The following is a 21,169-nucleotide window of genomic DNA, read 5'->3' as shown; positions in this document are numbered from 1 at the left end:
CGTGCAGCTGGGCCGCTGGATCCTGCCCATCCGCCGCAAGACGCCCATCCGCCGGTTCATGATGGTCGCGATCGCCCTGGTGCTGCTGCTGCTCTCGCTGACCGACGGCGCGTTCGAGTACCGGGCCTCGGTCCGGCAGATGATCGACATGCGCGACCGGGCGCTGGCGCGCATCGCCGCCGGCTACCTGCGCGCACTGCGTGCGCAGGACGCGGACACGTCGAAGATTCCGTCGTCGGTGTTCCAGGAGGAACTGGGCCAGGTCGAGACGCCGGACCTGCGCTTTCGCGTGAGCAACGAACGAGGCGACTACCTCGGCGGCGATGCGCACCTGAAGGCGCCACGCGAAGGCAGCCGCGGCGCGGGCCTGGTGCAGGCCGAGGTCTACGACGACACCGTCGACGGCGACGTGCTGCGGGTGGCGGCCGTGCGCGACTACCTGCTGCTGCGCACCCAGGCCGAGCCGGTGCTGGTGCAGGTGGCCGAGCCTGCGCAGGCGCGGGTCAGTGCCGAATACAACATCTTCTGGCGCATCGTGCGCAGCCAGGCCTTGCGCCTGTGCATCGTGCTGGCGCTGGTGTGGGTGGTGATCGAGATCGGCTTGTCGCCGCTGCGCTCTCTGCAGGAAGAGATCAAGCGGCGCCGACCGCAGGACCTGACCACTGTCGACACCCACCGGCCCAGCGAGCTGGTGCCGCTGGTGAAGGCACTCAACGACCTGCTGGCCGCGCAGCAGGCCTCGCTGGACCAGCAGCGCAAGTTCCTCACGGACGCATCGCATCAGCTGCGCACGCCCATCGCGGTGCTGCGCACGCTGGTGCAGGGCACGCTGTTCGGGCAGACGCCGGCGGCCGAGAGCATGCCCAAGATGCTCAACATCATCGACCGTGCGACGGGCCTGACGAACCAGCTGCTGTCGATGGCCAAGACCGACCAGCTGCTGCGGCGCGGCGATTGGCGCGATGTGCGGCTGGACCACATCGCACGCGACGTGGCCGTGGACTTCGCTCCGCTGATCGCCCGCAAGCGGCTGGACTTTTCGCTCCAGGCCACGAGCCTGACCCTGCAGACCGACCCGTGGCTGCTGGGTGAACTGGTGAAGAACCTGGTGTCCAACGCCATCCACCACTCGAAGAAGGGCGGCGCGCTGGGCATCGTCGTGCGCGAGCTCAAGCACGAGGCCGAGATGGTGGTCTGGGACCATGGCGGCGGTGTCTCGGAGGACGTGCTGGAGCGCCTGTTCGAGCCCTTCAACGTGCCCAAGGGCAGCTCGGGCATCGGGCTCGGGCTGTCAATCTGCCGCCAGATCGCCGAATCCATGAACGCGTCGGTGGACCTGTTCAACCGCATCGAGGCCGGCGAGGTCGTCGGCGTGGATGCGGTCGTGCGCTGGGTGCGCCCGCAGCAGCCCGGGCTGGACACCGAGTTCTTCCACGGCCTGGCGGCGGCCAATGCTGACGAGCCCGCAGCCGCCAGCGCAGCCGCCGTCGGCGAAGCCCATGGTCGATCTTGAATTCTGCGGCGTGACCAAGCTGTTCCCGGACGGCACTTGCGCCATCCGGGACATCAGCTTCACCGCGCCCGGCGGGCAGCTCACCACGCTGCTCGGACCCTCGGGCAGCGGCAAGTCCACGCTGCTGAGGATCGCCGCCGGCCTGGAAGCGGCCACGCATGGCGCGGTCTACCTGGACGGACGCGACGTGTCCACGCTGCATGGACGCGACCGCGACGTCAGCATGCTGTTCCAGGGCGACTCGCTCTTTCCTCACCTGGACGTCATCGGCAACGTGGCCTTCGGCCTGCAGCACAGCGGCTTCGCGCGCGACGAAGCCCGCGAACGGGCGAGGCGGGCACTGGACCTCGTCGGGCTGCAGGGCTCGGCGTCGGACAGCTGCGCGGAACTGTCGGGCGGGCAGCAGCAGCGCGTGGCCCTGGCGCGCGCGCTGGCGCTGGAGCCGTCGGTGGTATTGCTGGACGAACCACTGTCCAACCTGGACGATCGCCTGCGCCGCCAGATGCGCGGGGAGATCCGCAGCCTGCAGCGGCGGCTGGGCCTGACCGTGGTCTACGTGACGCACGACGAAAGCGAGGCCATGGCGGTGAGCGACCGCGTGGTCATCATCAACGAAGGCCACCTGCTGCAGGTGGGCACGCCGCGCGAGGTCTACGAACGCCCCAACAGCGAATTCGTGGCGACCTTCATCGGCGATGCGAGCATCTTCGACCTGACGGTGGCAGCCGACGGCGTTCCGCACCTGGGCTCGCTGCCGGTCGGCCGCCTCGCCCAGGCGTATCCGCCGGGCACCCGGCTTCGCGTGGTGATCCGCCCCGAAGCCTGGCAGATCCTCCCGGTGGGCCTGGTCCACGGCATGGCCGCGCGGGTCAGGCGCTGCTCCTACCTGGGCCATGGTGCCGAGTACCTGCTGGACACCGAGCTGGGCCAGTTGCTCGCTTCGAGCCGGCACGTGAATGCACTGCACCAGCCCGGCGCGCCGGTGAACCTCACGCTGGGCATGCACGGCATCAGCGTGCTGAACAGCTCGCAGCCCGCGTACGTGCATTCGGGCGGTGGTGGCGACGACACCGATTGGGTGGAGGTCGGCAGCCCCATGCCGCCCGTCACGCGCACTGCGCAGTGACCGGTTCATCGCTGCCCAGCGTGAAGACGCCGACCGTGCCTTGCAGCTGCATGGCCTGGGCCTTGAGGCTTTCCGTCGCGGCCGCCGACTGCTCCACCAGCGCCGCGTTCTGCTGCGTCATGCGGTCGAGCTGCCCGACCTCGCCGCTGACCTGCTCGATGCCATCGCTTTGCTGTGACGTGGAAGCGCTGATCTCGGACATGATGGCCGTGACGCGGTGAACCGAGGCCACGACCTCGCGCATCGTCGAGCCCGCATCGGCCACCAGCGTGGCACCCGACGCCACCCGCTGGGCCGAGGTGTGGATCAGGGACTTGATCTGCCGGGCCGCATCGGCGCTGCGTCCGGCGAGCCCGCGCACCTCGCCTGCCACCACCGCGAACCCGCGGCCCTGCTCGCCCGCCCGCGCCGCTTCGACGGCCGCGTTCAAGGCCAGGATGTTGGTCTGGAAGGCGATGGCGTCGATCACGCCGGTGATTTCCTCGATCTGGCGCGAGCTGGCGGAAATCTCGGCCATGGTGGTGACGACCTGATCAACCACCGCGCCGCCACGGGCCGCCGTCTGCGACGCCAGCACCGCCATCTGGTCGGCCTGGTGCACCGCGCTCGCGTTGTGCCGCACCGTCGTGGTCAGCGCGGCCATGCTCGATGCCGTCTTCTGCAGGCTGGCCGCCTGGCGCTCGGTGCGGTGGCTCAGGTCCTGGTTGCCGGTGGCGATCTGCGAGGACGCCACCGAGATCGAGGTGGCGGATTCGTGGATGGCACCCACCAGCCCCTGCAGCTGCGCTTGCATCCGGCCCACGGCCAGCAGCAGGCGGCCCAGTTCGTCGCGCCGCGTGGGCAGCACGGGCTGGGCCAGGTTGCCCGCGGCGATGCGCTCGGTCGCCTCGATCGCCTGGTTCACCGGAACCAGCACGCTGCGCGTCAGGCGCCACGCCAGGAACGCGCCCAAGCCGATGGACAGCGCACACGCAATCACCAGCACCACGGAGGCCACCTGCTGCCGGGACTTGGCCTGCGCATAGGCCTGCGCACTGCGGTGCTGCTCGAGCTCGATGAGATCGGCCACGGCCTGGCGCCATTGTTCTTCGATGGGACGAACCTCCTTCATCAGGACGGTGGTCGCCTCCGGCGTGGCCCCGTCCGCGCCGAGTCGCGCGGCGCGCGCGATCAGCGGCAGCACGCTTTGGCGCTGCTGCGAAATGCGCGTGATGAGCGTGCTGAATTCCTGCGGTGCGCCGTCGGCGGCCAGCGCGTCCTGCAGCTCCCGCTCGATGGCGAGAACACCGGCCGTGGTCCGCTGCAGCAGCTGCATGTGCCGGTCCACCTCCTTGATGTCGGTGAGCAGCGTGAGCGTGCGCAGGTGCAGCCCCATCTCGTTGACCTTGTCGATCATCTGGCTGGCCAGGTGCATCTGCCGCTCGTTCACCTCCACGATCGCCTTCATCTGCTGGCCCATCGCCGACATCAGCACCTGGCTCACGGCGGTGATGGCCACCAGCAGGGCCAGGATGAGCGAGAAGCCCAGGCCGAAGCGGTGTCCCAGGGTGAGCGCAGGACGGTTCATCAATCTCGGCATCCCCATGGCAGCCTCCTCGATGCAGCACAGGGATCGATGGTCAGCCCGCCGGTCTCGTGCGGGGAGCGGGCATACCAAGCCGGCTGTTGAAAGCTGGCCGACAGCTGCGGCCGGGCATGCAATCGGTCACATGCGCTCGAACGCTATCATCCAGTTGGTGTCCCAGGTCTGCCCGTTGTCTGCCGAGGTCGCTTGCTCCCACCGGGCCGAGTCGGCTGAGACGTGGGACCAGACAAAGCGCACCCGCATCGGCTTGCCGTCAGCGACGTAGTCGGAATCGAAGGTGCCGACGCCGTTCTCGAAGCGGCCTTGCACCGGCGGATCGAGCTTGCCGTGCGGATCGCGGCTGTCGACCCACCAGATCGCCCACAGCCCGGTTTTCGAGTCGTAGGCGCGCAGGGCGATTCCGTGGGTGTTCCCGGTGGGCCAGACGAAGGTGTGTTCTTCCACATTGGCCGACCCATCAGCCATTGCGTGCTCCCCGAAGACAGGCTGCGCAGGATACGCTTTGGACACGAACGAATCAGGCGCTATTCGATCCCCGCCTATCGATACAACCATTCCGTTCTTGTCCCCCTTCCTCGGTTTCCGCAGAATCCAAGCCCTTCTTATGCATTCGGCGTGTTAGCTCACGCCCGGGGCTGTCATGAATTTCCAGCAATTGCGCTCGGTCCGCGAAACGGTCCGCTGCGGCTTCAACCTCACCGAGGTCGCCTCCGTCCTGCACACCTCCCAGCCGGGCATCAGCCGGCAGATCCGCGAGCTGGAAGATGAACTGGGCATCGAGATCTTCGTGCGTGCGGGCAAGCGGCTCACCGGGCTCACGCCGCCGGGCGAGACGGTGCTGCCCATCGTCGAGCGGCTGCTGCTGGACGCGGACAACCTGCGCCGCGCCGGCGAGGAATTCAGCGCGCAGATGAGCGGGCGGCTGTCCATCGCGGCCACGCACTCGCAGGCGCGCTACGCCCTGCCGGCGGTGGTGCGCGACTTCCGCCAGCTCTACCCGCAGGTGGTGCTCAACCTGCACCAGGGCTCACCCAAGCAAATCGCGCAGATGCTGCTGTCGGGCGAGGCGGACATCGGCATCGCCACCGAGGCACTGGCCGATTACGAGCAGCTCGTCGCGCTGCCGTGCTACCGCTGGACGCACAGCGTGGTCGCGCCGCCGGGGCACGACCTCTTCAAGCATGACGGCCCGCTGACGCTGCAGCGCCTGGCCCGCTACCCGATCATCACCTACGACGCGGGCTACACCGGCCGCACGCACATCGACGAGGCCTTCGCACGCGAGGGCCTCAAGCCCAGCGTGGTGCTCACCGCGATGGACGCGGACGTGATCAAGACCTACGTGGAGCTGGGCATGGGCGTGGGCATCGTGGCATCCATCGCCTTCGATCCCGAGCGCGACCGCACCTTGCAGGCGGTGGACGCGGGCGCCCTGTTCGAGGTCAACCTCACCCGGCTGGCCGTGCGGCGCGGGACCTGGCTGCGCGGCTATGTCTACGCCTTCATGGAGGCCTTCGCCCCGACGCTCACGCGTGAGGTGGTGCAGCAGGCGCTGCAGCGCGAGGTGCAGCCCGAGGAGGCCTGAGCCCAGCCTTGGGATCGTCCGGTTTTTGACAGTCCCCCAGGGCGAGGCGGCATACGATCACGGCTTGCGCACCCCGCGCAGTCCTTCGCATGCCATGAACACATCGCCCAAGCCGCCGTCCGCCCCCTCGCGCAAGCGCCGCGCGTTCCTGACCGTGGGCGGGTTGGCCGCTGCGGGTGTTGCAGCGGGCGCCGGCTACGTGGCCACCCACCGCGACCACGCGCTGGCCAGCGCTGAATTCCGCGACCTGCCCACGGCACTGCGCACGCTGGATTCGCTGCGCACCACGCCCATGAAGATGCGCTCAGGCTGGGACCTGCCCCACGTGCTGCACCACGCGGCGCAAAGCATCCATGGCTCCATCGACGGCTACCCGCATCCCAAGCCGGCCTGGTTCCAGGCGAGCATCGGCAGCGCGGCCTTCTCGGTGTTCGGCGCCCGCGGCCGGATGAACCACGGCCTGCAGGATCCCATCCCCGGCTTGCCCACGATCCCTGACGGACTCGAACTCCAGCCCGCCATCCACGATGTGATGCAGGCCTTGCAGCGCTTCGACCAGCACACCGGCCCGCTCGCGCCGCACTTTGCCTACGGTGCGCTGGACAAGTCCGACTACGCGCGTGCGCACCTCATGCACATCGCGAATCACTGGGACCTGATCGTCCCCGCCTGAGGTTCAGATGGCCGCCGCGGGGTCGTGCATCACCTCGCTGTCGAAGCGCGTCACGCGCCGCGGCAGCAAGTGGGCGGTGGCGCCGGCCTGCAGTCCGATGGACTCGCGCAGCGCGGTGTACTCGGTGCGCGGCACCTCCACGTCCACGTAGCTCGAGTCGTCCACGCGCTTGAACTCCAGCCGCGTGTTCGGGCCGACCGTGAGCGCCTGTGACAAGGTCACCGCGATCGAGCCTTCGCGCGGCTGGCCAAGGATCTGCAGCTCGTGCGGACGCACGTAGCTCACTTCGCCCTGCCCCGCGCCGGCACGGTCGTAGCGGCCGTGGAAGAGGTTCACGTCGCCGAGGAACTGCAGCACGAAGGGCGTGGCCGGATGGTCGTAGACCTCGTCGGGCGGACCGTCCTGCTCGATGCGGCCATGGTTCATCACCACGATGCGGTCGGCGACTTCCATCGCTTCTTCCTGGTCGTGCGTGACGAACACGCTGGTCACGTGCATCTCGTCGTGCAGGCGGCGCAGCCAGCGTCGCAGCTCCTTGCGCACCTTCGCATCCAGCGCGCCGAAGGGCTCGTCCAGCAGCAGCACCTTGGGCTCGACCGCCAGCGCGCGTGCGAGGGCGATGCGCTGGCGCTGGCCGCCGGAGAGCTGGTGGGGGTAGCGGTCGGCGATCCAGTCCAGCTGCACGAGCTTGAGCAGCTCCATCACCTTGGCCTTGATCTGCGCCTCGGGCGGCCGCGTGGCCTTGGGCCGCACGCGCAGGCCGAAGGCCACGTTCTCGAAGATGGTCATGTGCGCGAAGAGCGCGTAGTGCTGGAACACGAAGCCGACCTGTCGGTCGCGCACGTCGGTGTTCGTCGCGTCTTCGCCGTGGAAGAGCACGGTGCCGCTGTCGGGCACTTCCAGGCCCGCGATGATGCGCAGCAGCGTCGTCTTGCCCGAGCCCGAAGGGCCCAGCAGCGCGACGAGTTCGCCCGCGGGGATGTCCAGGTTGAGGTTGTCGCAGACGACCGTCTGGCCGAAGCGCTTGTTGAGGTTGCGGACTTCGATGCTCATGCGTTCACTCGCTTCTTTCCTGGACCTTCAGGTCCTTCTTCACCCGCTGCTCGACGATGTACTTCAGCACCAGCGTCACCAGCGCCAGGCTGGCCAGCAGGGACGCCACCGCGAACGAGGCGGCGAACTGGTACTCGTTGTAGAGGATCTCGATGTGCAGCGGCATGGTGTTGGTGGTGCCGCGCACGTGGCCCGACACCACGCTCACCGCGCCGAACTCGCCCATGGCGCGCGCGTTGCACAAGATGACGCCGTACAGCAGCGCCCACTTGATGTTGGGCAGCGTCACCCGGCGGAAGATCTGCCAGCCGTTGGCACCCAGCACGCGCGCGGCCTCTTCCTGCTCGGTGCCTTGCGCCTGCATCAGCGGGATCAGCTCGCGGGCGATGAAGGGGAAGGTCACGAACACCGTGGCCATCACAATGCCGGGCACGGCGAAGATGACCTTCAGGTCGTGGTCGCGCAGCCAGCCGCCGAACCAGCCTTGCAGGCCGAACACCAGCACGTAGATGAGGCCGGAGATCACCGGGCTCACCGAGAACGGCAGGTCGATCAGCGTGAGCAGCAGGTTCTTGCCGCGGAAGTCGAACTTCGCGATGCACCACGCCGCCGCGATGCCGAACGCGAGGTTCAGCGGCACGGAGATGCCCGCGGCGATCAGCGTGAGCTTGATGGCCGACAGCGCATCGGGCTCGGTGATGGCGGCCAGGTACACATCCACGCCCTTCTTGAACGCCTCGGCGAACACGACCGCCAGCGGCACGAAGAGGAAGAGCGTGAGAAAGGCCAGGGCCACGCCGATCAGCGTCCACTTGACCCAGGTGGGCTCGGTGGTGGCATCGGCGATGCGGCGCGGGGCGACACCGGCGGATGATCGCGCGGGCACGCTGGACACGGGGATCGCGCTCATCTTCAGCGCCCCTGCCGCTTGCGCGTCCAGGCCTGCAGGCCGTTGATGGCCAGCAGCAGGACGAAGGCCGACACCAGCATCACCACGGCGATGGCCGTCGCGCCCTTGTAGTCGTACTGCTCCAGCTTGGTGATGATGAGCAGCGGCGTGATCTCGCTGACCATGGGCATGTTGCCGGCGATGAAGATCACCGAGCCGTACTCGCCCAGGGCACGCGCGAAGGCCAGCGCGAAACCGGTGAGCAGCGCGGGCGTGATGATGGGAAAGATCACCTGCGTGAAGGTCTGCAGGCGCGACGCACCCAGCGTGGCCGCGGCTTCCTCGACTTCCTTGTGCAGGTCTTCCAGCACCGGCTGCAGCGTGCGCACCACGAAGGGCAGGCCGATGAAGGTGAGCGCCACGAACACCCCGAACGGCGTGAAGCTGACCTTGAATGGCAGGAACGAACCAATCCAGCCGTTCTGCGAATACAGCGCCGTGAGCGCGATGCCGGCCACGGCGGTGGGCAGCGCGAAGGGCAGGTCCACCAGCGCATCCACCAGGCGCTTGGCCGGGAATTCATAACGCACCAGCACCCAGGCGACGATGAGCCCGAAGACGGCATTGAGGATGGCCGCGGCGAACGATGCACCGAAGGTCAGCCTGTACGAGGCCAGCACGCGCGGCGAAGCCACCGCGTCGACGAAGGCCGGCCAGGTCATGGTGAAGGTCTTGAGGAACGCCGCGCTCAAGGGGATGAGCACGATGAAGCTCAGGTACAGCAGCGTGAAACCCAGCGCGAGGTCGAAGCCGGGAAGCACGCTGTGCCGCCGCAGGAGCGTGCGCGAGAGGAACATGGACGCCGCCTACTTCTTCTTCGCCGCGGCGAGGATCTGGTCGTAGGTGGCGCCGTCGTCGAAGTGGTCCTTCTGGGCCTTGCTCCAGCCGCCGAAGACTTCATCGATGGTGAAGAGGTTCACCTTGGGGAAGTCCTTGGCGTACTTGGCCAGCAGCGCCGGTGAACGCGGGCGCAGCTGGTGCTTCGCCGCGATCTCCTGCGCTTCATCGGACCACAGGTACTTGAGGTAGGCCTCGGCCTGCTTGCGCGTGCCCTTCTTGTCGGCCACCTTGTCGACGACCGCCACCGGGTTCTCCGCCAGGATGCTCCAGGTCGGGTACACGACATCGAAGTCGTTGCCGAACTCGGCCTTGATGAGGTTGACCTCGCTCTCGAAGGTGGCCAGCGCATCGCCGATGCCGCGCTGCGCGAAGGTGGTGGTGGCCGCGCGGCCACCACCGTCGAACACCGGCACGTTGGCGAAGATGGCCTGCACCATCTCGCGCGCCTGCGCCGGGTTCTTGCCCGACTTGATGGCCGCGCCCCAGGCCGCCACGTAGGTGTAGCGGCCGTTGCCGGTGATCTTCGGGTTGGGAATGACCACGCTCATGCCGGGCTTGGCGAGGTCGGTCCAGTCCTTGATGCCCTTGGGGTTTCCCTTGCGGACCAGGATGACGGTGGTGGAGGTCGTGGGCGCCGCGTTGTTGGGAAACCGCTTGGCCCAGTCCGCCGGCAGCAGCTTGGCCTTGTCGGCGATGGCGTCGATGTCGCTGGACTGGTTCATGGTCACGACGTCGGCGTCGAGCCCGTCGATCACCGCACGGGCCTGCTTGCTGGAACCGCCATGTGACTGGTTGATCGTCACGTCCTCGCCGGCGGTGGCCTTCCAGTGCTTGATGAAGGCGGCGTTGTAGTCCTTGTAGAACTCGCGCGAGACGTCGTAGCTGACGTTCAGCAGCGCCGGGCCGGCAGCCTGGACGGCCGTGGACAAGGCCAGGGCGGGAAGTGCGAGAACGAGGAGGCGGCGGGCGGATTGCATGCGGGATCGCTGTTGGAAAAGCAGCAGGTCGGAGGAAGGTGCATGCTATTCACGCATGAAGCGTTGTTCAACAATGCAATTCGCTCAACCTTATTCGAAAAATGAATGAGCCACGCGCACGCGTGGCCTTCATCAAGCCACGCCCGCGGGGCAGGAGCGCCAGCGACTGGGCTCAATCAATGCTTGGTGTAGATCTGGTCGAACACGCCGCCGTCCGCAAAGTGCGTCTTCTGCGCCTTCGTCCATCCACCAAACACCCCGTCGATCGTGAACAGCTTCAGCGCCGGGAACTGCTTCGCATACTTCGCCTGCGCCGCCGGGTCGATCGGCCGGTAGAAGTTCTTGCCGGCGATGTCCTGGCCTTCCGGCGAGTACAGGTATTCCAGGTAGGCCTTGGCGACGTCGGCCGTGCCCTTCTTGGCCACCACCTTGTCCACCACCGACACGGGCGGCTCGGCCAGGATGCTGTCGGGCGGGTACACCACGTCGAACTTCTCGGCGCCGAATTCCTTGAGAACGAGGCCGGCCTCGTTCTCCCAGGCCAGCAGCACGTCGCCCAGGCCGCGTTCGGCGAAGGTCACGGTGGATCCGCGGGCGCCGGAGTCGAGCACCGGCACGGCGTTGAAGACCTTCTTGATGTAGTCCTGCGCCTTGGCCTCGCTGCCGCCCGGTGCGGTCAGCGCATGGCCGTAGGCGGCCAGGTAGGCCCAGCGCGCGCCGCCGGAAGTCTTCGGGTTGGCGGTGATCACGCCCACGCCCGGCTTGACGATGTCTTCCCAGGTCTTGATGCCCTTGGGGTTTCCCTTGCGCACGATGAACACGATGGTCGAGGTGTAGGGCGTGCTGTTGTGCTTCAGGCGCTTCTGCCAGTCGGGGGCGACCAGCTTGGCCTCGTTGGCGATGGCGTCGATGTCGGCGGCCAGTGCCAGCGTCACCACATCGGCATCCAGGCCGTCGATGACCGATCGGGCCTGCTTGCCCGAGCCGCCGTGCGAGGTCTTGACGGTGACGTTGTCGCCCGTCTTGCCCTTCCAGTACTTGGAGAAGGCGGTGTTGTATTCCTGGTAAAGCTCTCGCGTCGGGTCATAGCTGACGTTGAGCAGGGTGATGTCGCGGGCCATGGCCACGCATGCCGTGGCAGCGAGGGCCAGGGACAAGAGCGATTGGCGGAGGAGGCGGGCCGTGGTCATGGCGAAAGGGTCCTTGAAGAAAATTGGAAAAGGTGACGAATCGTAGAAACCGCCCGGCTCGGGCGGAACGAAGCTTTTCGGCCTTGCTTATTCGCTTCGCGTGCGATGAGCGCCATCCCTCAGATGGCAAACGAGAGCTCAGCCAGGTCCACGCGTGACATCCGACGAGACGACTCGATGCGCTGGATGAAGGCCTGCGTCAGATGAAGGGCCCGCGGCAGCGGGCCGAAGCCGGCCTCGGCGTTGATGTGCCCCACGTCGCCCAGGTTGAGGATGTTGGCGCCCCAGACCGCCGCCCACCGGCGCGCACTGGTGAGCGTCATCCACGGGTCGGTCTCGCTGGCGAAGACCATGGCGGGCACGTCCAGGCCGTGGTGCGGCAGGCGGTGGGCGATGTGGAAGCGTTCAGGCTCCGCGGGTGCGACGAGCAAGGCGCCCTGGACGCCGGCCGGCCGGTCGTCGCGTCGCGGTTGATGGCGCCGCTGTCCGAGGCAATGCGCGAGCGCCAGGCAGCCGAAGCTGTGCGCGACGGCCACATGGGGCGCGTCAGGTGCCTCGTCCAGCACTTCGCCGATGCGCGCCGACCAGGCCTCCAGGTGGGCATGGTCCCAGTCATCCTGCTCGACGCGCACGGCGCCGGGCAGGCGCGACTGCAGCCAGGTCTGCCAGTGCGCCGGGCCACTGCCGTGCAGCCCGGGGATGACGAGGACGCGAACGGACGGTCGGGCCATGGCGCGGCCCTCAGAGCGCCGCAATGGACACTTCGGTGGACTTCACCAGGGCGATGACCTCCTTGCCCGGCACGAGCTGGAGCTCCTTGACGGAGCGGGTGGTGACCACGGAGGTGACGATGAGCCCGCTGGGGGTCTCCACATCGACTTCGGAGACCACCGGCCCCTCGATGACTTCCTTGATCTTGCCGCGGAACTGGTTGCGAACATTGATGGCGCTGATGCTCATGGTGCGAACGGACGTGTTGGAAAACGTGCTCCCACGGTAAGCACCGGTGCATCGCTTGGGAACGAAGGAAAGCGCGCCTCTTCATGAGGTTTGCGCATGAAGGTTCGGATGGCCGACCAGAGATTCGCAAGATCGGTCAGGCGAATCGCCCCCGACGGTAGGCGGCGGCAGGCGGCCTGCCGTTATCGTCCGACCCATCCCCCGAACCCGCCCCCTCACGGAGACCCTCGCGATGTACCGACTTTCCGCCCTGTGCGCAGCCGCACTGCTGGCCGCCTGCTCGAACGTGCCGTCCCCCGAGGCGGCAACGCAAGCCCAGGGCGCACCCGGCCGCCACCTTCCTGACGTGCAGGCCCAGTGCCGCAACGGCGACACGCAGGTCATCGGCGCCTACAAGTACGAGAACAACATGTGGGGCGCCGACAAGGCGCGCGGCTTCACGCCCGAGCAATGCCTGCTCACCCGCACGGTGAACGGCAGCAAGCAGGTCGGCTGGACCTGGTACTGGCCGGGCATGGACCGGTCGGTCTTCGCCTATCCGCAGATCATGTGGGGCTGGAAGCCATGGTCAGGCGGCAAGCCGTCGGATGCACGCTTTCCGATGCGCGTGGGCGACCTCAAGTCGCTGACCATGGACTTCGACGTTCAGACCGATGCCCGCGGCACCTACAACCTCGCGCCCGAGATCTGGCTGACCCGCAGCGGCGCCTGGAGCGACGCGCCCAACCCCAAGCTGATCACCACCGAGATCATGTTCTGGATGGACTACCAGCAAGGCGCGACGCCGGCCGGCAGCATCGTGGACCGGCCGGTGATCAACGGCGTCACCTACGAGCTGTGGAAGATGGACAACATCGGCAACAAGGGCGACGGCACCGGCTGGACCATCTACTCATTCAAGAGCCCGACCATCCAGCACACCGGGCGCATCGACATCCAGGCGCTGCTGGCCTACATGGTGGCCAAGGGGTGGGCCAGCAAGGATGAGTACGTGGCGAGCGTGGAGTTCGGCAATGAGGTGATGGGGGGCAGCGGCACGACCTGGGTGAAGCGCTTCGAAGTCACGGCCAACTGATCAGCCGGGCAAGGCCTTCTCCAATCCCGCCGCTTCGCGCGCCTTCACCGCAGCGCGCAGTCGGATGGCCTCCGCCTCTCGCGCTGCCAGCGTATCGCCGTCCTTGCCCACCTCGCGCCGCTGGTCTTCCACCAGCTTGGCCGCGCGCTCCGCATCGTTGAAGCCTTCAGCCGCCTTGGGCAGCAGGAACTGCCGGCCCCAGGTACCGGACAGTTCCCCCAGGCGCTTGAAGTTCGAGAGCGTGTACTGGTAGGCCATCTCGCCGAAGGGCGAATTGCGCGCGACCATGCCGGGCAGCGCCGTCACCACGTTGGGCGGAGCGAGGTCGCTGGTGGAGGCGGCCAGCAGCTCCTGCGCACGCTTGGCATCGCGACCCGACGCGAGCGCCTTGGCATACAACCAGCGCTCCTCTTCACCGGACGCCTTCTTCAGCCGCGCCATCAGCTTGTCGAAGCGCGCCTTGTCGGCATGCACGCCGGTGGCGCGGATGATGGCTTCACGCAGCGAGGTCGGCAGCGGCGCCTTGCCGCTTTCGTCGTCGTCGAATGCGCGCAGCACCTTGCGCACCGTCTCTTCGTCATCGAACTGCGACAGCAGCTGGATGAGGCCAGCCCTCAGCTCCGAGGTCGCGGCCTCTTCCTTCGCTGCCGGTGTGAAACCCAGCTTGGCAAGCTGCGGCCCCAGCAGCGTGCGGCCGGTGGAACGCACCTGCTGCTGCGCCGGCGTGCCGGCCATGGATGAATCCAGGAATTCGAGCTGCGAGCGGGCGACGTTCCACAGCATGGTGCGCGACGGGTCGTTCACGCGCGGCAGCGCGGCCAGCAGCGAGAAGTAGTCGTTCAGCGGCACGCGGCCCGACTGCACCAGCGCGAAGGTGTCGCTCAGCAGACCCATGCGGTCGCCCTCGCCCAGCGCCGCATACGACGCCGTCAGCGCCTTCAGCGCCGCGGGCTCGTAGGCCACGCGGTAGAACCCGCCGCCGCCCGCGTTCACGACCAGCGGCTGCGCACTGCAGGCGCCCAGGCTGAAGGTCTGTTGCGCGCTGTCCATGAGCTGGGTCTTCACGGCCTTGCCGCGCGCCATGGACACCGGGATCTTCCACACCTGCGTGGTCGCCGTGCCGGCCGCATTGAGGTAGCGGCTTTGCGTCAAGGTCACGCTGGCCTTGCCGTCCTTGCAGGCCTCCTGCACCTGCACGAGCGGGAAGCCCGGCTGGTCGGTCCAGCTCGCGGCCACCGCATTCACGTCGCGGCCCGAGGCGCGGCCGATGTGATACCAGAGGTCACCCGCGGTGGCGTTGGACAGGCGCTGGCTGCGCATGTAGGCCGCCAGCCCCTGCTGGAATGCCTTGGGGCCGATCCAGTGCTCGAGCATGGTCAGCACCGCACCGCCCTTGGCGTAGGTGATGGGATCGAACACGTCGTTCACCGCCGACTCGCGCACCGGGCCGGAACGGATCGCCCGCGTGGCGCTGCCCGCGTCGATGAGCATCGCGCGGTCGATGGGCACGCGATCGTCCAGCGGCACCTTCCATGTCGGATTGAACTTGTCGGTGGCCTTGCTCTCCAGCCAGGTGGCGAAGGCCTCGTTGAGCCAGATCTCTTCCCACGACGCGGCCGTGACGAGGTTGCCGAACCACTGGTGGGCCACTTCGTGCGCCACCGTCTGGTAGACGTCGCGTCGGGTGCGTGCGCTGCTCTTCTTCTCGTCGACGAGCAGGTCGTTCTCGGCGTAGGAGATCAGGCCCCAGTCCTCCATCGCACCCCATCGCGTGCTGGGCACGGCCATCTGGTCGAGCTTGGGCAGGGCAAAGGGCACGCCGAAATACTGCGTGTAGTAGGGCAGCAATTGCTGCGTGGCCTTGAGCGCGTAGTGCGCATGCTCGCGCTTGCCCGGCGCGGTGATGATGCGCAGCGGCACGCCCGCGGCCTGGCCGGACACGGACTCCAGATGCCCCACCGCCACGCTGAAGAGATAGCTCGGCATGGCCGGCGTGGCCGCGAAGCTGTGCACGGTCGCGGAGCCGTCCACCTTGTGCTTCTCCGCGGGCATGTTCGACAGCACTTCGTACTGGCTGGGTGCGCGCACCGTGAGCTGGAAGGCCGCGCGGAACACCGGCTCGTCGAAGGACGGGAACACCGTGCGCGCGGAGATGGCCTCAAGCTGCGTGGCCAGCATTGGCTCGGTCTTGCCGTTGCGCTCGGAGGTGGCGCGGAACAGGCCTTCGCCATAGGGATGCACCTGCCCGCTGTAGGCCAGCTCGATGCGATGGTCGCCGACGGCGATGGGCGCGTTGTCCACGGGCATCAGGCGCCAGGTCTGCGACTCGTCCTGCGTCACCACATGCAGCGCTCGCGCGACGCCGCCGGAGAACAGCGTCGCGCGCGTGGCCTTGAGCTCGCTGGCGTGCAGTTCGATGAAGGGCACGGACTTGCGCGCCTTCACGTTGATCAGCACCTGGCCGCTGAAGTCGTCGCGCGCGGGGTCGAGGTCCAGCGTGATCGCGTAGCGCGAAGGCACGATGGTCTTGGGCAACACACCGGGCGTGTCGTCGAAACTGAATCGGGGCTGCGCCTGCACCACGGCGGCGCACGCAATCGTGCAGGCGGCGGCCAGGCGGGTCATCGCTCGGGTGGAGCGTCGGGTCATCGGGGGGACTCCCTGAGGTGCGCGTCTTCGGGTCTGACGCGGAAGGGCCGCACTTTACGACGAACGCGACGGCCCTCAGGAATTCCCTTGCGATGAATGGCCTTCCCAAACAATGCGCCCCGCTTTCGCGGGGCGCATTCCCATCAAGCAACGCCCGCGGGACTGGCTTTGCCAGCCCGCAGGGTGGCGCCCCTCGGGGGCAGGAGCGCCAGCGACTGGGGGGCTGTCACGGAAGTGTTCTCAGGTAGGAACCGACCGGTACCGAGAAGTTGTAGCCGTCGTGCTTGTCCCAGTTGATGGACCAGGTCATCACGCCGCGGAAGGTCGGGTAGGCCTGGTTGGGCTTCACGCTGCCGCAGTTGGTGAGCTTGGCCATGCAGTCCACCGCGTTCTTCACCGTGGTGGTGGTGACGAAGCCGGAGTTCGCCGAGCTGGGGCCCGACGGCACGCCGAAGGCCACCTGGTCAGGACGCAGGCCCGCGAAGGTACCGGCCGAGCCGTAGCTCAGCGGGAAGCCTTCGATCAGCATCTTGCTGCCGCCCACCAGCATGTCCACCGAGCCCTCGGCATACGCACCCGTCGAGTACGGCGTGTACAGCCCGCCGTTGTTGTAGTACTGGACGTGGATGATGCTCAGCTCGTTGCGCAGGCCATCGATGATCGGCAGGTACGCGCCCCAGATCGAGCCGTAGGACACGTAGCCGCCTTGCACGTACGGCCACTCCGGCGCCATCGACAGGTAGAAGCTGGAGCCCACCTTGGCCTTGAGCTGCTTGATGGCGCTGACCAGGTTGGTCTGGATGGGCGCGCCCATCGAGACGCCGCTGCCGCTTTCCAGGTCCAGGTCGACGCCGTCGAAGCCGTACTTCTGGATGATGGCGTACATGCTGTTGACGAAGTTCGTCACGTTGGCCGCGCTGTTGAGCGTGACCGAGCCGTTCTGGCCGCCCAGCGAGAGCACCACCTTCTTGCCCTTGGCGCGCTGTGCCTGCACGTCGGCGATGAACTGCGCTTCGGTGCCCGCGCCCGGGTCGACGGTGAAGCTCACATTGCCGTTGCCGGCGTCATCGCCGAAGGCCACGACGATCACGTTCCAGTCGTTGGACACCTGGCTCAGCGGGAAGGTCGGGCCCGCCGGGTTGGTGAAGTTGTGCCAGTAGCCCACGAGCGCATGCTTGGCCAGGCCCGGGATGGGCGCGGGGGCCGGAGCGGGTGCAGGCGCCGGAGCCGGGGCGGGCGCAGGTGCGGGGGCAGGAGCCGGCGCAGGCGCAGGCGCGGGGGCTGGTGCCGGAGCGGGCGCCGGGGCCGGTGCGGGAGCGGGCGCCGGAGCGGGTGCACCGCAGACATTCACCTGCGTCCAGGGCTGGCCGCTGCCGGCGGGGCCGTTGTTGTTGGCCGGGTTCTGGCCTTGCGTCCACCAGTTGGCCTTGTAGTTGATGTTGTTCACGCTGGCCTGCTGGCCCTGCGTGTAGGCGGTCGACGCATTCCACGCCGGCTGGCAGCCCGGGGCGGGCGCAGGGGCCGGTGCAGGAGCGGGCGCAGGCGTCGGTGCGGGGGCCGGAGCGGGTGCAGGGGCCGGCGGGTTGGTGCTGGTGCCCAGGTCCTTCCACAGGCTGGTGTTCGTCGGGTTCCAGCCGGTGCCGGTGTAGTCTGTCTGGTCCACCAGGGCCTGGTAGTCGTGGCCGTTGTAGGAGACGATGGTCCCCGCCTTGTAGAAGGTGTCCGCCTTCCATGCCGGATACGCCGCATACACGGAGGTCGCCAGCAAGGCTGCCGACAACGCGCTCAGGATGCGCAGTTTGTGGCTACGTGGTATGCAGGTGGTCTTTGACATGGCGGAGTTCTCCTGGGAGACTTGGGTTGTGGGCTCGGGACGGGGTGTGATGGGGTACGACGGGGAAGCAAATCACCAGTGGAACGCACTGGTACCACAGGCGCGACTATCGCCCTCTCTGGTGGACGACGTCATCGGTATAACCACTAGAGTACCAATAGATACCTTTTCAATACCAGCAAAGCTTGTGCCCGTTGTATGCCTCAAGACGGTGCGGGCGGAATTTGCAATTGCCCGCTCGTCGCGCAGGCATTTCCGACCTTCACCAAATCGCGGCTGCGAGGCTGCGAAGATCCCATCCATCCTGAACGGCACATTCATTGCGAGGGCATCACGCCCATGAGCTCAACCCAGCAACCTCCGAATCCTGCGTCACCCCCTTCGTCATCGAGCTACGCCGCCGCGGTCCGTCCACCCAACACCATGGCCGTGATCCGGACCGACACCGCCGGCCTCGTGGCCGAGGACGTGAAGATCACCACCGCCACCGGCGTGCTGCCGGCCTACCGTGCCGCCCCCGACCGGCCCGGCCCGCACCCGGTCGTGCTCGTGGTGCAGGAAATCTTCGGCCTGCATGAATACATCCGCGACGTCGCGCGCCGGCTGGCCAAGCTCGGCTACCTCGCCATCGCGCCGGACCTGTACTTCCGCCAGGGCGACGCCACCGTCTACACCGACATCGATGCCCTGCGCGCCGAGATCGTCAACAAGGTGCCCGACGAGCAGGTCATGGCCGACCTGGACGCCTGCTACGCCTGGTCGCGCGAGGCTGGCGGCGATCCGGCCCGGCTGGGCATCACCGGCTTTTGCTGGGGCGGGCGCATCACCTGGCTGTATGCCGCGCACCAGCCCCGGCTGAAGGCCGCGGTGGCCTGGTACGGCAAGCTCACCGGCCCGAAGAACGCCCTGCAGCCACGCCACCCGCTGGACGTGTCCGGCCAGCTCAAGACACCGGTGCTCGGCCTGTACGGCGGCGAGGACCCGGGCATCCCGATGCCGCAGGTGGAGGAGCTGCGCTCCGACCTGAAGAAGGTCAACAGCGCCTCGCAGGTGCTGGTCTACCCCGGCGCCCCGCATGCCTTCCATGCGGACTACCGCCCGAGCTACCGGCCCGAGGCGGCCGAGGACGGCTGGCAGCGCATGAAGGCCTGGTTCGCGCAGAACGGATTGCGGCCGTAGGCCTTCGGCGCTTCGCGTAGGCTTGGCGTCCATGACGGACGCCGCTGCCTCATCGCCCCACCTGCTGACACGCGTGCTGCTGCCCGCGGGCACCGCGCCCGAGGCGTGGCGCATGCTGGCCGCGCGCGGCATGCGCGCGCTGTGCGACGGCTACCTGGCGGTGCTGCTGCCGGCCTATCTGCTGGCACTGGGCATGGGGCAGCTGGAGGTGGGGCTCATCAGCACCGCGACCTTGCTGGGCTCGGCCGCGGCGACGCTGGTGGTGGGCGCGTGGGGACACCGCTTCGCGCCGAGGGCATTGTTCATCACGGCGGCGGCGCTGATGGTGGCCACCGGCCTCGGCTTCGCCGGCCTTTCCTCCTTCTGGCCTTTGCTGGTGGTCGCCTTCGTGGGCACGCTCAACCCGAGCTCGGGCGATGTGTCCGTGTTCCTGCCGCTGGAGCACGCCCGGCTCGCGCATGCGGCGCAAGGCGAAGCAAGAACAGCCCTCTTCGCCCGCTACAGCGTGCTGGGCGCCCTGTGCGCGGCCATCGGTGCGCTGGCGGCCGGCGTGCCGGACCTGATGCACCGATGGGCGGGATGGGACCGGCTCGCCAGCATGCGCGCCTTGTTCGCGGCCTATGCCTTGATGGGCGCGCTCATCTGGCTGCTGTACCGCGGCCTGCCCATGCCGGCGCAGGGGCAGGCCGTCGCGCCGCCCACGCCGCTCGGTCCGTCACGCGGCATCGTGCTGAAGCTGGCGGTGCTGTTCAGCGTCGACGCCTTTGCCGGTGGCCTCGTGCTCAATGCGCTGCTGTCGCTGTGGCTCTTCCAGCGCTTCGGCCTGTCGCTCTCGCAAGCCGGCCTGTTCTTCTTCTGGACCGGCCTGCTCAGCGCCGCATCGCAGTTCGCCGCGCCCAAGGTTGCCGCGCGCATCGGCCTGCTCAACACCATGGTGTTCACGCACATCCCGGCCAACGTCTGCCTGATGCTGGCGGCCGTGGCACCCAGCCTGCCGATGACGCTGGTGCTGCTGTTCATCCGCGCCGCGCTCTCACAGATGGACGTGCCCACGCGCACCGCCTACGTGATGGGCGTGGTGACGCCCGCCGAGCGCACCGCAGCGGCGAGCTTCACGGCAGTGCCGCGCAGTCTGGCATCAGCGTTGAGCCCCGCACTGGCCGGTTGGCTGTTCGCCTTCGGATGGATTGGTGCGCCGCTGCTGCTGGGCGGGGCGCTGAAGATCGCCTATGACCTCAGCTTATGGCGGAGCTTTCGACAGCATCCGCCACGCGAAGAGGGATTGGGCTGATCAGGCGGCCGGTTCGGCCATCTTCGACCGACGGCGCATCAGCATCACCCCCGCAAGGCCGATGGCTGCCAGCGCCGCCGTCGACGGTTCCGGCACACTGGACACGAAGTTCGCGTTCGTGAACTGCGGCAATGCATTGATCGCATCCAGCCCGGTCGGCGACGTGATGCGCGCAAGGATGCTCAGGTCCGCCGCCGGATCATTCAGGTTCGTCGAGAACACCAGCCGGTTCACGTCCAGCACGCTGTTGTGATAGATGAAGAACCCGGCATGGTCGGTGCTGACCTTGCCTGCAATCACGCTGGCGGCGGTGCCGGCCGCGAACGGCGTGGCGGGGTTGCCGTCGTTGTCGGTGTCCTGCAGCACGATGACATCGGCGCCCGCAGCCGGGATGCCGCCCGACAGCGAATTCACGAAGCTCAGCGAGTTGCCCAGCCCGAAGGTCGCGGCATTGAAGACGAAGCTGTCGGAGGCGAGGTTGAAGCCGGAGAGAAAGCGCTCCTGGCCGGCGAACACCTGGCGGCCGGGTGTCGTCAGCGCCGTGCTGCCGAGGAAGGGATCGGTGCTGAACACGACCTCGGTCGCATGGACCTGGGTCGAGATCGCGCTCAGCGACACGGCAGCGCCGGCTGCCAACGTGCCGCAGGCGCGGCGCACAAGGGATGTCAAACGCATGGAAGGGCTCCTGGG

19 protein-coding genes are annotated in these 21,169 nt (G+C 67.8%); 7 read left to right on the top strand and 12 right to left on the bottom strand.

Annotated elements, in window-relative coordinates; genetic code table 11:
- Position 1 precedes the first annotated feature (1 nt).
- Positions 2 to 1,513, top strand: a complete 1,512-nt coding sequence (locus tag DZC73_RS14075; RefSeq protein WP_124540941.1) for a sensor histidine kinase — start codon at positions 2 to 4, stop codon at positions 1,511 to 1,513.
- Positions 1,500 to 2,639 carry an ABC transporter ATP-binding protein gene (locus DZC73_RS14070; protein ID WP_124540940.1) on the top strand — a complete coding sequence of 380 codons (1,140 nt, stop codon included), beginning with the start codon at positions 1,500 to 1,502 and terminating at the stop codon, positions 2,637 to 2,639. The genes DZC73_RS14075 and DZC73_RS14070 overlap by 14 nt, the downstream gene beginning before the upstream one ends.
- On the opposite strand, the gene DZC73_RS14065 is transcribed toward DZC73_RS14070, so the two are convergent.
- Together DZC73_RS14065 and DZC73_RS14060 are read right to left on the bottom strand one after the other, a co-directional pair.
- A complete protein-coding gene (locus tag DZC73_RS14065; RefSeq protein WP_161974583.1) occupies positions 2,620 to 4,206 on the bottom strand; it encodes a methyl-accepting chemotaxis protein in 1,587 nt (528 codons plus the stop codon). The two genes, DZC73_RS14070 and DZC73_RS14065, sit on opposite strands and share 20 nt — an antisense overlap.
- 138 nt (positions 4,207 to 4,344) lie before the next feature.
- On the bottom strand, positions 4,345 to 4,689 hold the full coding sequence (locus DZC73_RS14060; protein WP_124540938.1) for a hypothetical protein: 345 nt from the start codon (positions 4,687 to 4,689) through the stop codon (positions 4,345 to 4,347).
- Positions 4,690 to 4,864: 175 nt separating this feature from the next.
- Here DZC73_RS14060 and DZC73_RS14055 point away from each other — a divergent pair, with 175 nt between their 5' ends.
- Together DZC73_RS14055 and DZC73_RS14050 are read left to right on the top strand one after the other, a co-directional pair.
- Positions 4,865 to 5,809 (top strand): CysB family HTH-type transcriptional regulator, encoded by a 945-nt coding sequence (locus DZC73_RS14055; RefSeq protein WP_124540937.1) that lies wholly within the window; start codon positions 4,865 to 4,867, stop codon positions 5,807 to 5,809.
- A 94-nt stretch (positions 5,810 to 5,903) separates the two neighbouring features.
- The gene (locus DZC73_RS14050; protein ID WP_161974582.1) at positions 5,904 to 6,482 is read left to right on the top strand and encodes a DUF1569 domain-containing protein; all 579 of its coding nucleotides are present in this window, start codon (positions 5,904 to 5,906) and stop codon (positions 6,480 to 6,482) included.
- Positions 6,483 to 6,485: 3 nt separating this feature from the next.
- Here the strand turns inward: DZC73_RS14050 and DZC73_RS14045 are convergent, their stop codons facing one another.
- The 7 genes from DZC73_RS14045 to DZC73_RS14015 form a co-directional block, all read right to left on the bottom strand.
- Complete coding sequence (locus DZC73_RS14045; protein WP_124540935.1) at positions 6,486 to 7,535, bottom strand: sulfate/molybdate ABC transporter ATP-binding protein; 1,050 nt, start codon at positions 7,533 to 7,535, stop codon at positions 6,486 to 6,488.
- 4 nt (positions 7,536 to 7,539) lie between these two features.
- Complete coding sequence (gene cysW, locus DZC73_RS14040) at positions 7,540 to 8,445, bottom strand: sulfate ABC transporter permease subunit CysW (protein WP_124540934.1); 906 nt, start codon at positions 8,443 to 8,445, stop codon at positions 7,540 to 7,542.
- Positions 8,446 to 8,447: 2 nt separating this feature from the next.
- On the bottom strand, positions 8,448 to 9,281 hold the full coding sequence (gene cysT / locus DZC73_RS14035; protein WP_124540933.1) for a sulfate ABC transporter permease subunit CysT: 834 nt from the start codon (positions 9,279 to 9,281) through the stop codon (positions 8,448 to 8,450).
- A gap of 9 nt (positions 9,282 to 9,290) precedes the next feature.
- Positions 9,291 to 10,301, bottom strand: a complete 1,011-nt coding sequence (locus DZC73_RS14030; protein WP_124540932.1) for a sulfate ABC transporter substrate-binding protein — start codon at positions 10,299 to 10,301, stop codon at positions 9,291 to 9,293.
- A 176-nt stretch (positions 10,302 to 10,477) separates the two neighbouring features.
- Positions 10,478 to 11,491, bottom strand: a complete 1,014-nt coding sequence (locus tag DZC73_RS14025; protein ID WP_124540931.1) for a sulfate ABC transporter substrate-binding protein — start codon at positions 11,489 to 11,491, stop codon at positions 10,478 to 10,480.
- Positions 11,492 to 11,610: 119 nt separating this feature from the next.
- Positions 11,611 to 12,222: an RBBP9/YdeN family alpha/beta hydrolase gene (locus DZC73_RS14020; RefSeq protein ID WP_124540930.1), complete on the bottom strand. Its 612-nt coding sequence runs from the start codon at positions 12,220 to 12,222 to the stop codon at positions 11,611 to 11,613.
- Between the two features lie 10 nt (positions 12,223 to 12,232).
- Positions 12,233 to 12,451 carry a TOBE domain-containing protein gene (locus DZC73_RS14015; protein ID WP_124540929.1) on the bottom strand — a complete coding sequence of 73 codons (219 nt, stop codon included), beginning with the start codon at positions 12,449 to 12,451 and terminating at the stop codon, positions 12,233 to 12,235.
- 232 nt (positions 12,452 to 12,683) lie between these two features.
- On the opposite strand from DZC73_RS14015, the gene DZC73_RS14010 reads away from it, so the two are divergent.
- On the top strand, positions 12,684 to 13,526 hold the full coding sequence (locus DZC73_RS14010) for a GH12 family glycosyl hydrolase domain-containing protein (RefSeq protein ID WP_124540928.1): 843 nt from the start codon (positions 12,684 to 12,686) through the stop codon (positions 13,524 to 13,526).
- Here DZC73_RS14010 and DZC73_RS14005 read toward each other — a convergent pair whose 3' ends face one another.
- A complete protein-coding gene (locus DZC73_RS14005; protein WP_124540927.1) occupies positions 13,527 to 16,175 on the bottom strand; it encodes a M1 family metallopeptidase in 2,649 nt (882 codons plus the stop codon).
- Positions 16,176 to 16,401: 226 nt separating this feature from the next.
- Entirely contained in the window at positions 16,402 to 18,009 is a 1,608-nt protein-coding gene (locus DZC73_RS29710) for a chitinase (protein ID WP_124540926.1), read from the bottom strand.
- A gap of 339 nt (positions 18,010 to 18,348) precedes the next feature.
- Between DZC73_RS29710 and DZC73_RS13995 the strand changes: the two genes are divergently transcribed.
- The gene (locus tag DZC73_RS13995; protein WP_124540925.1) at positions 18,349 to 19,188 is read left to right on the top strand and encodes a dienelactone hydrolase family protein; all 840 of its coding nucleotides are present in this window, start codon (positions 18,349 to 18,351) and stop codon (positions 19,186 to 19,188) included.
- 31 nt (positions 19,189 to 19,219) lie between these two features.
- Positions 19,220 to 20,479: an MFS transporter gene (locus DZC73_RS13990; RefSeq protein WP_124540924.1), complete on the top strand. Its 1,260-nt coding sequence runs from the start codon at positions 19,220 to 19,222 to the stop codon at positions 20,477 to 20,479.
- Here DZC73_RS13990 and DZC73_RS13985 read toward each other — a convergent pair whose 3' ends face one another.
- Entirely contained in the window at positions 20,480 to 21,154 is a 675-nt protein-coding gene (locus DZC73_RS13985; RefSeq protein ID WP_124540923.1) for a PEP-CTERM sorting domain-containing protein, read from the bottom strand.
- Positions 21,155 to 21,169 lie beyond the last annotated feature (15 nt).

The sequence above is a fragment of the Rhizobacter terrae genome (genome assembly GCF_003852895.1).
GTDB classification, from domain to species: Bacteria; Pseudomonadota; Gammaproteobacteria; order Burkholderiales; family Burkholderiaceae_C; genus Albitalea; species Albitalea terrae.
The sequence above is the reverse complement of the archived record's forward strand: the minus strand, read 5'-3'. Positions and strand labels throughout refer to the sequence as shown.

Bases quoted from the DNA above. Each gene is read 5' to 3' on its own strand.
- DZC73_RS14070 (WP_124540940.1), top strand. From the start codon at position 1,500: ATGGTCGATCTTGAATTCTGCGGCGTGACCAAGCTGTTCCCGGACGGC.
- DZC73_RS14065 (WP_161974583.1), bottom strand. From the start codon at position 4,206: ATGAACCGTCCTGCGCTCACCCTGGGACACCGCTTCGGCCTGGGCTTC.
- DZC73_RS14060 (WP_124540938.1), bottom strand. From the start codon at position 4,689: ATGGCTGATGGGTCGGCCAATGTGGAAGAACACACCTTCGTCTGGCCC.
- DZC73_RS14055 (WP_124540937.1), top strand. From the start codon at position 4,865: ATGAATTTCCAGCAATTGCGCTCGGTCCGCGAAACGGTCCGCTGCGGC.
- DZC73_RS14050 (WP_161974582.1), top strand. From the start codon at position 5,904: ATGAACACATCGCCCAAGCCGCCGTCCGCCCCCTCGCGCAAGCGCCGC.
- DZC73_RS14045 (WP_124540935.1), bottom strand. From the start codon at position 7,535: ATGAGCATCGAAGTCCGCAACCTCAACAAGCGCTTCGGCCAGACGGTC.
- cysW (WP_124540934.1), bottom strand. From the start codon at position 8,445: ATGAGCGCGATCCCCGTGTCCAGCGTGCCCGCGCGATCATCCGCCGGT.
- cysT (WP_124540933.1), bottom strand. From the start codon at position 9,281: ATGTTCCTCTCGCGCACGCTCCTGCGGCGGCACAGCGTGCTTCCCGGC.
- DZC73_RS14030 (WP_124540932.1), bottom strand. From the start codon at position 10,301: ATGCAATCCGCCCGCCGCCTCCTCGTTCTCGCACTTCCCGCCCTGGCC.
- DZC73_RS14025 (WP_124540931.1), bottom strand. From the start codon at position 11,491: ATGACCACGGCCCGCCTCCTCCGCCAATCGCTCTTGTCCCTGGCCCTC.
- DZC73_RS14020 (WP_124540930.1), bottom strand. From the start codon at position 12,222: ATGGCCCGACCGTCCGTTCGCGTCCTCGTCATCCCCGGGCTGCACGGC.
- DZC73_RS14015 (WP_124540929.1), bottom strand. From the start codon at position 12,451: ATGAGCATCAGCGCCATCAATGTTCGCAACCAGTTCCGCGGCAAGATC.
- DZC73_RS14010 (WP_124540928.1), top strand. From the start codon at position 12,684: ATGTACCGACTTTCCGCCCTGTGCGCAGCCGCACTGCTGGCCGCCTGC.
- DZC73_RS14005 (WP_124540927.1), bottom strand. From the start codon at position 16,175: ATGACCCGACGCTCCACCCGAGCGATGACCCGCCTGGCCGCCGCCTGC.
- DZC73_RS29710 (WP_124540926.1), bottom strand. From the start codon at position 18,009: ATGTCAAAGACCACCTGCATACCACGTAGCCACAAACTGCGCATCCTG.
- DZC73_RS13995 (WP_124540925.1), top strand. From the start codon at position 18,349: ATGAGCTCAACCCAGCAACCTCCGAATCCTGCGTCACCCCCTTCGTCA.
- DZC73_RS13990 (WP_124540924.1), top strand. From the start codon at position 19,220: ATGACGGACGCCGCTGCCTCATCGCCCCACCTGCTGACACGCGTGCTG.
- DZC73_RS13985 (WP_124540923.1), bottom strand. From the start codon at position 21,154: ATGCGTTTGACATCCCTTGTGCGCCGCGCCTGCGGCACGTTGGCAGCC.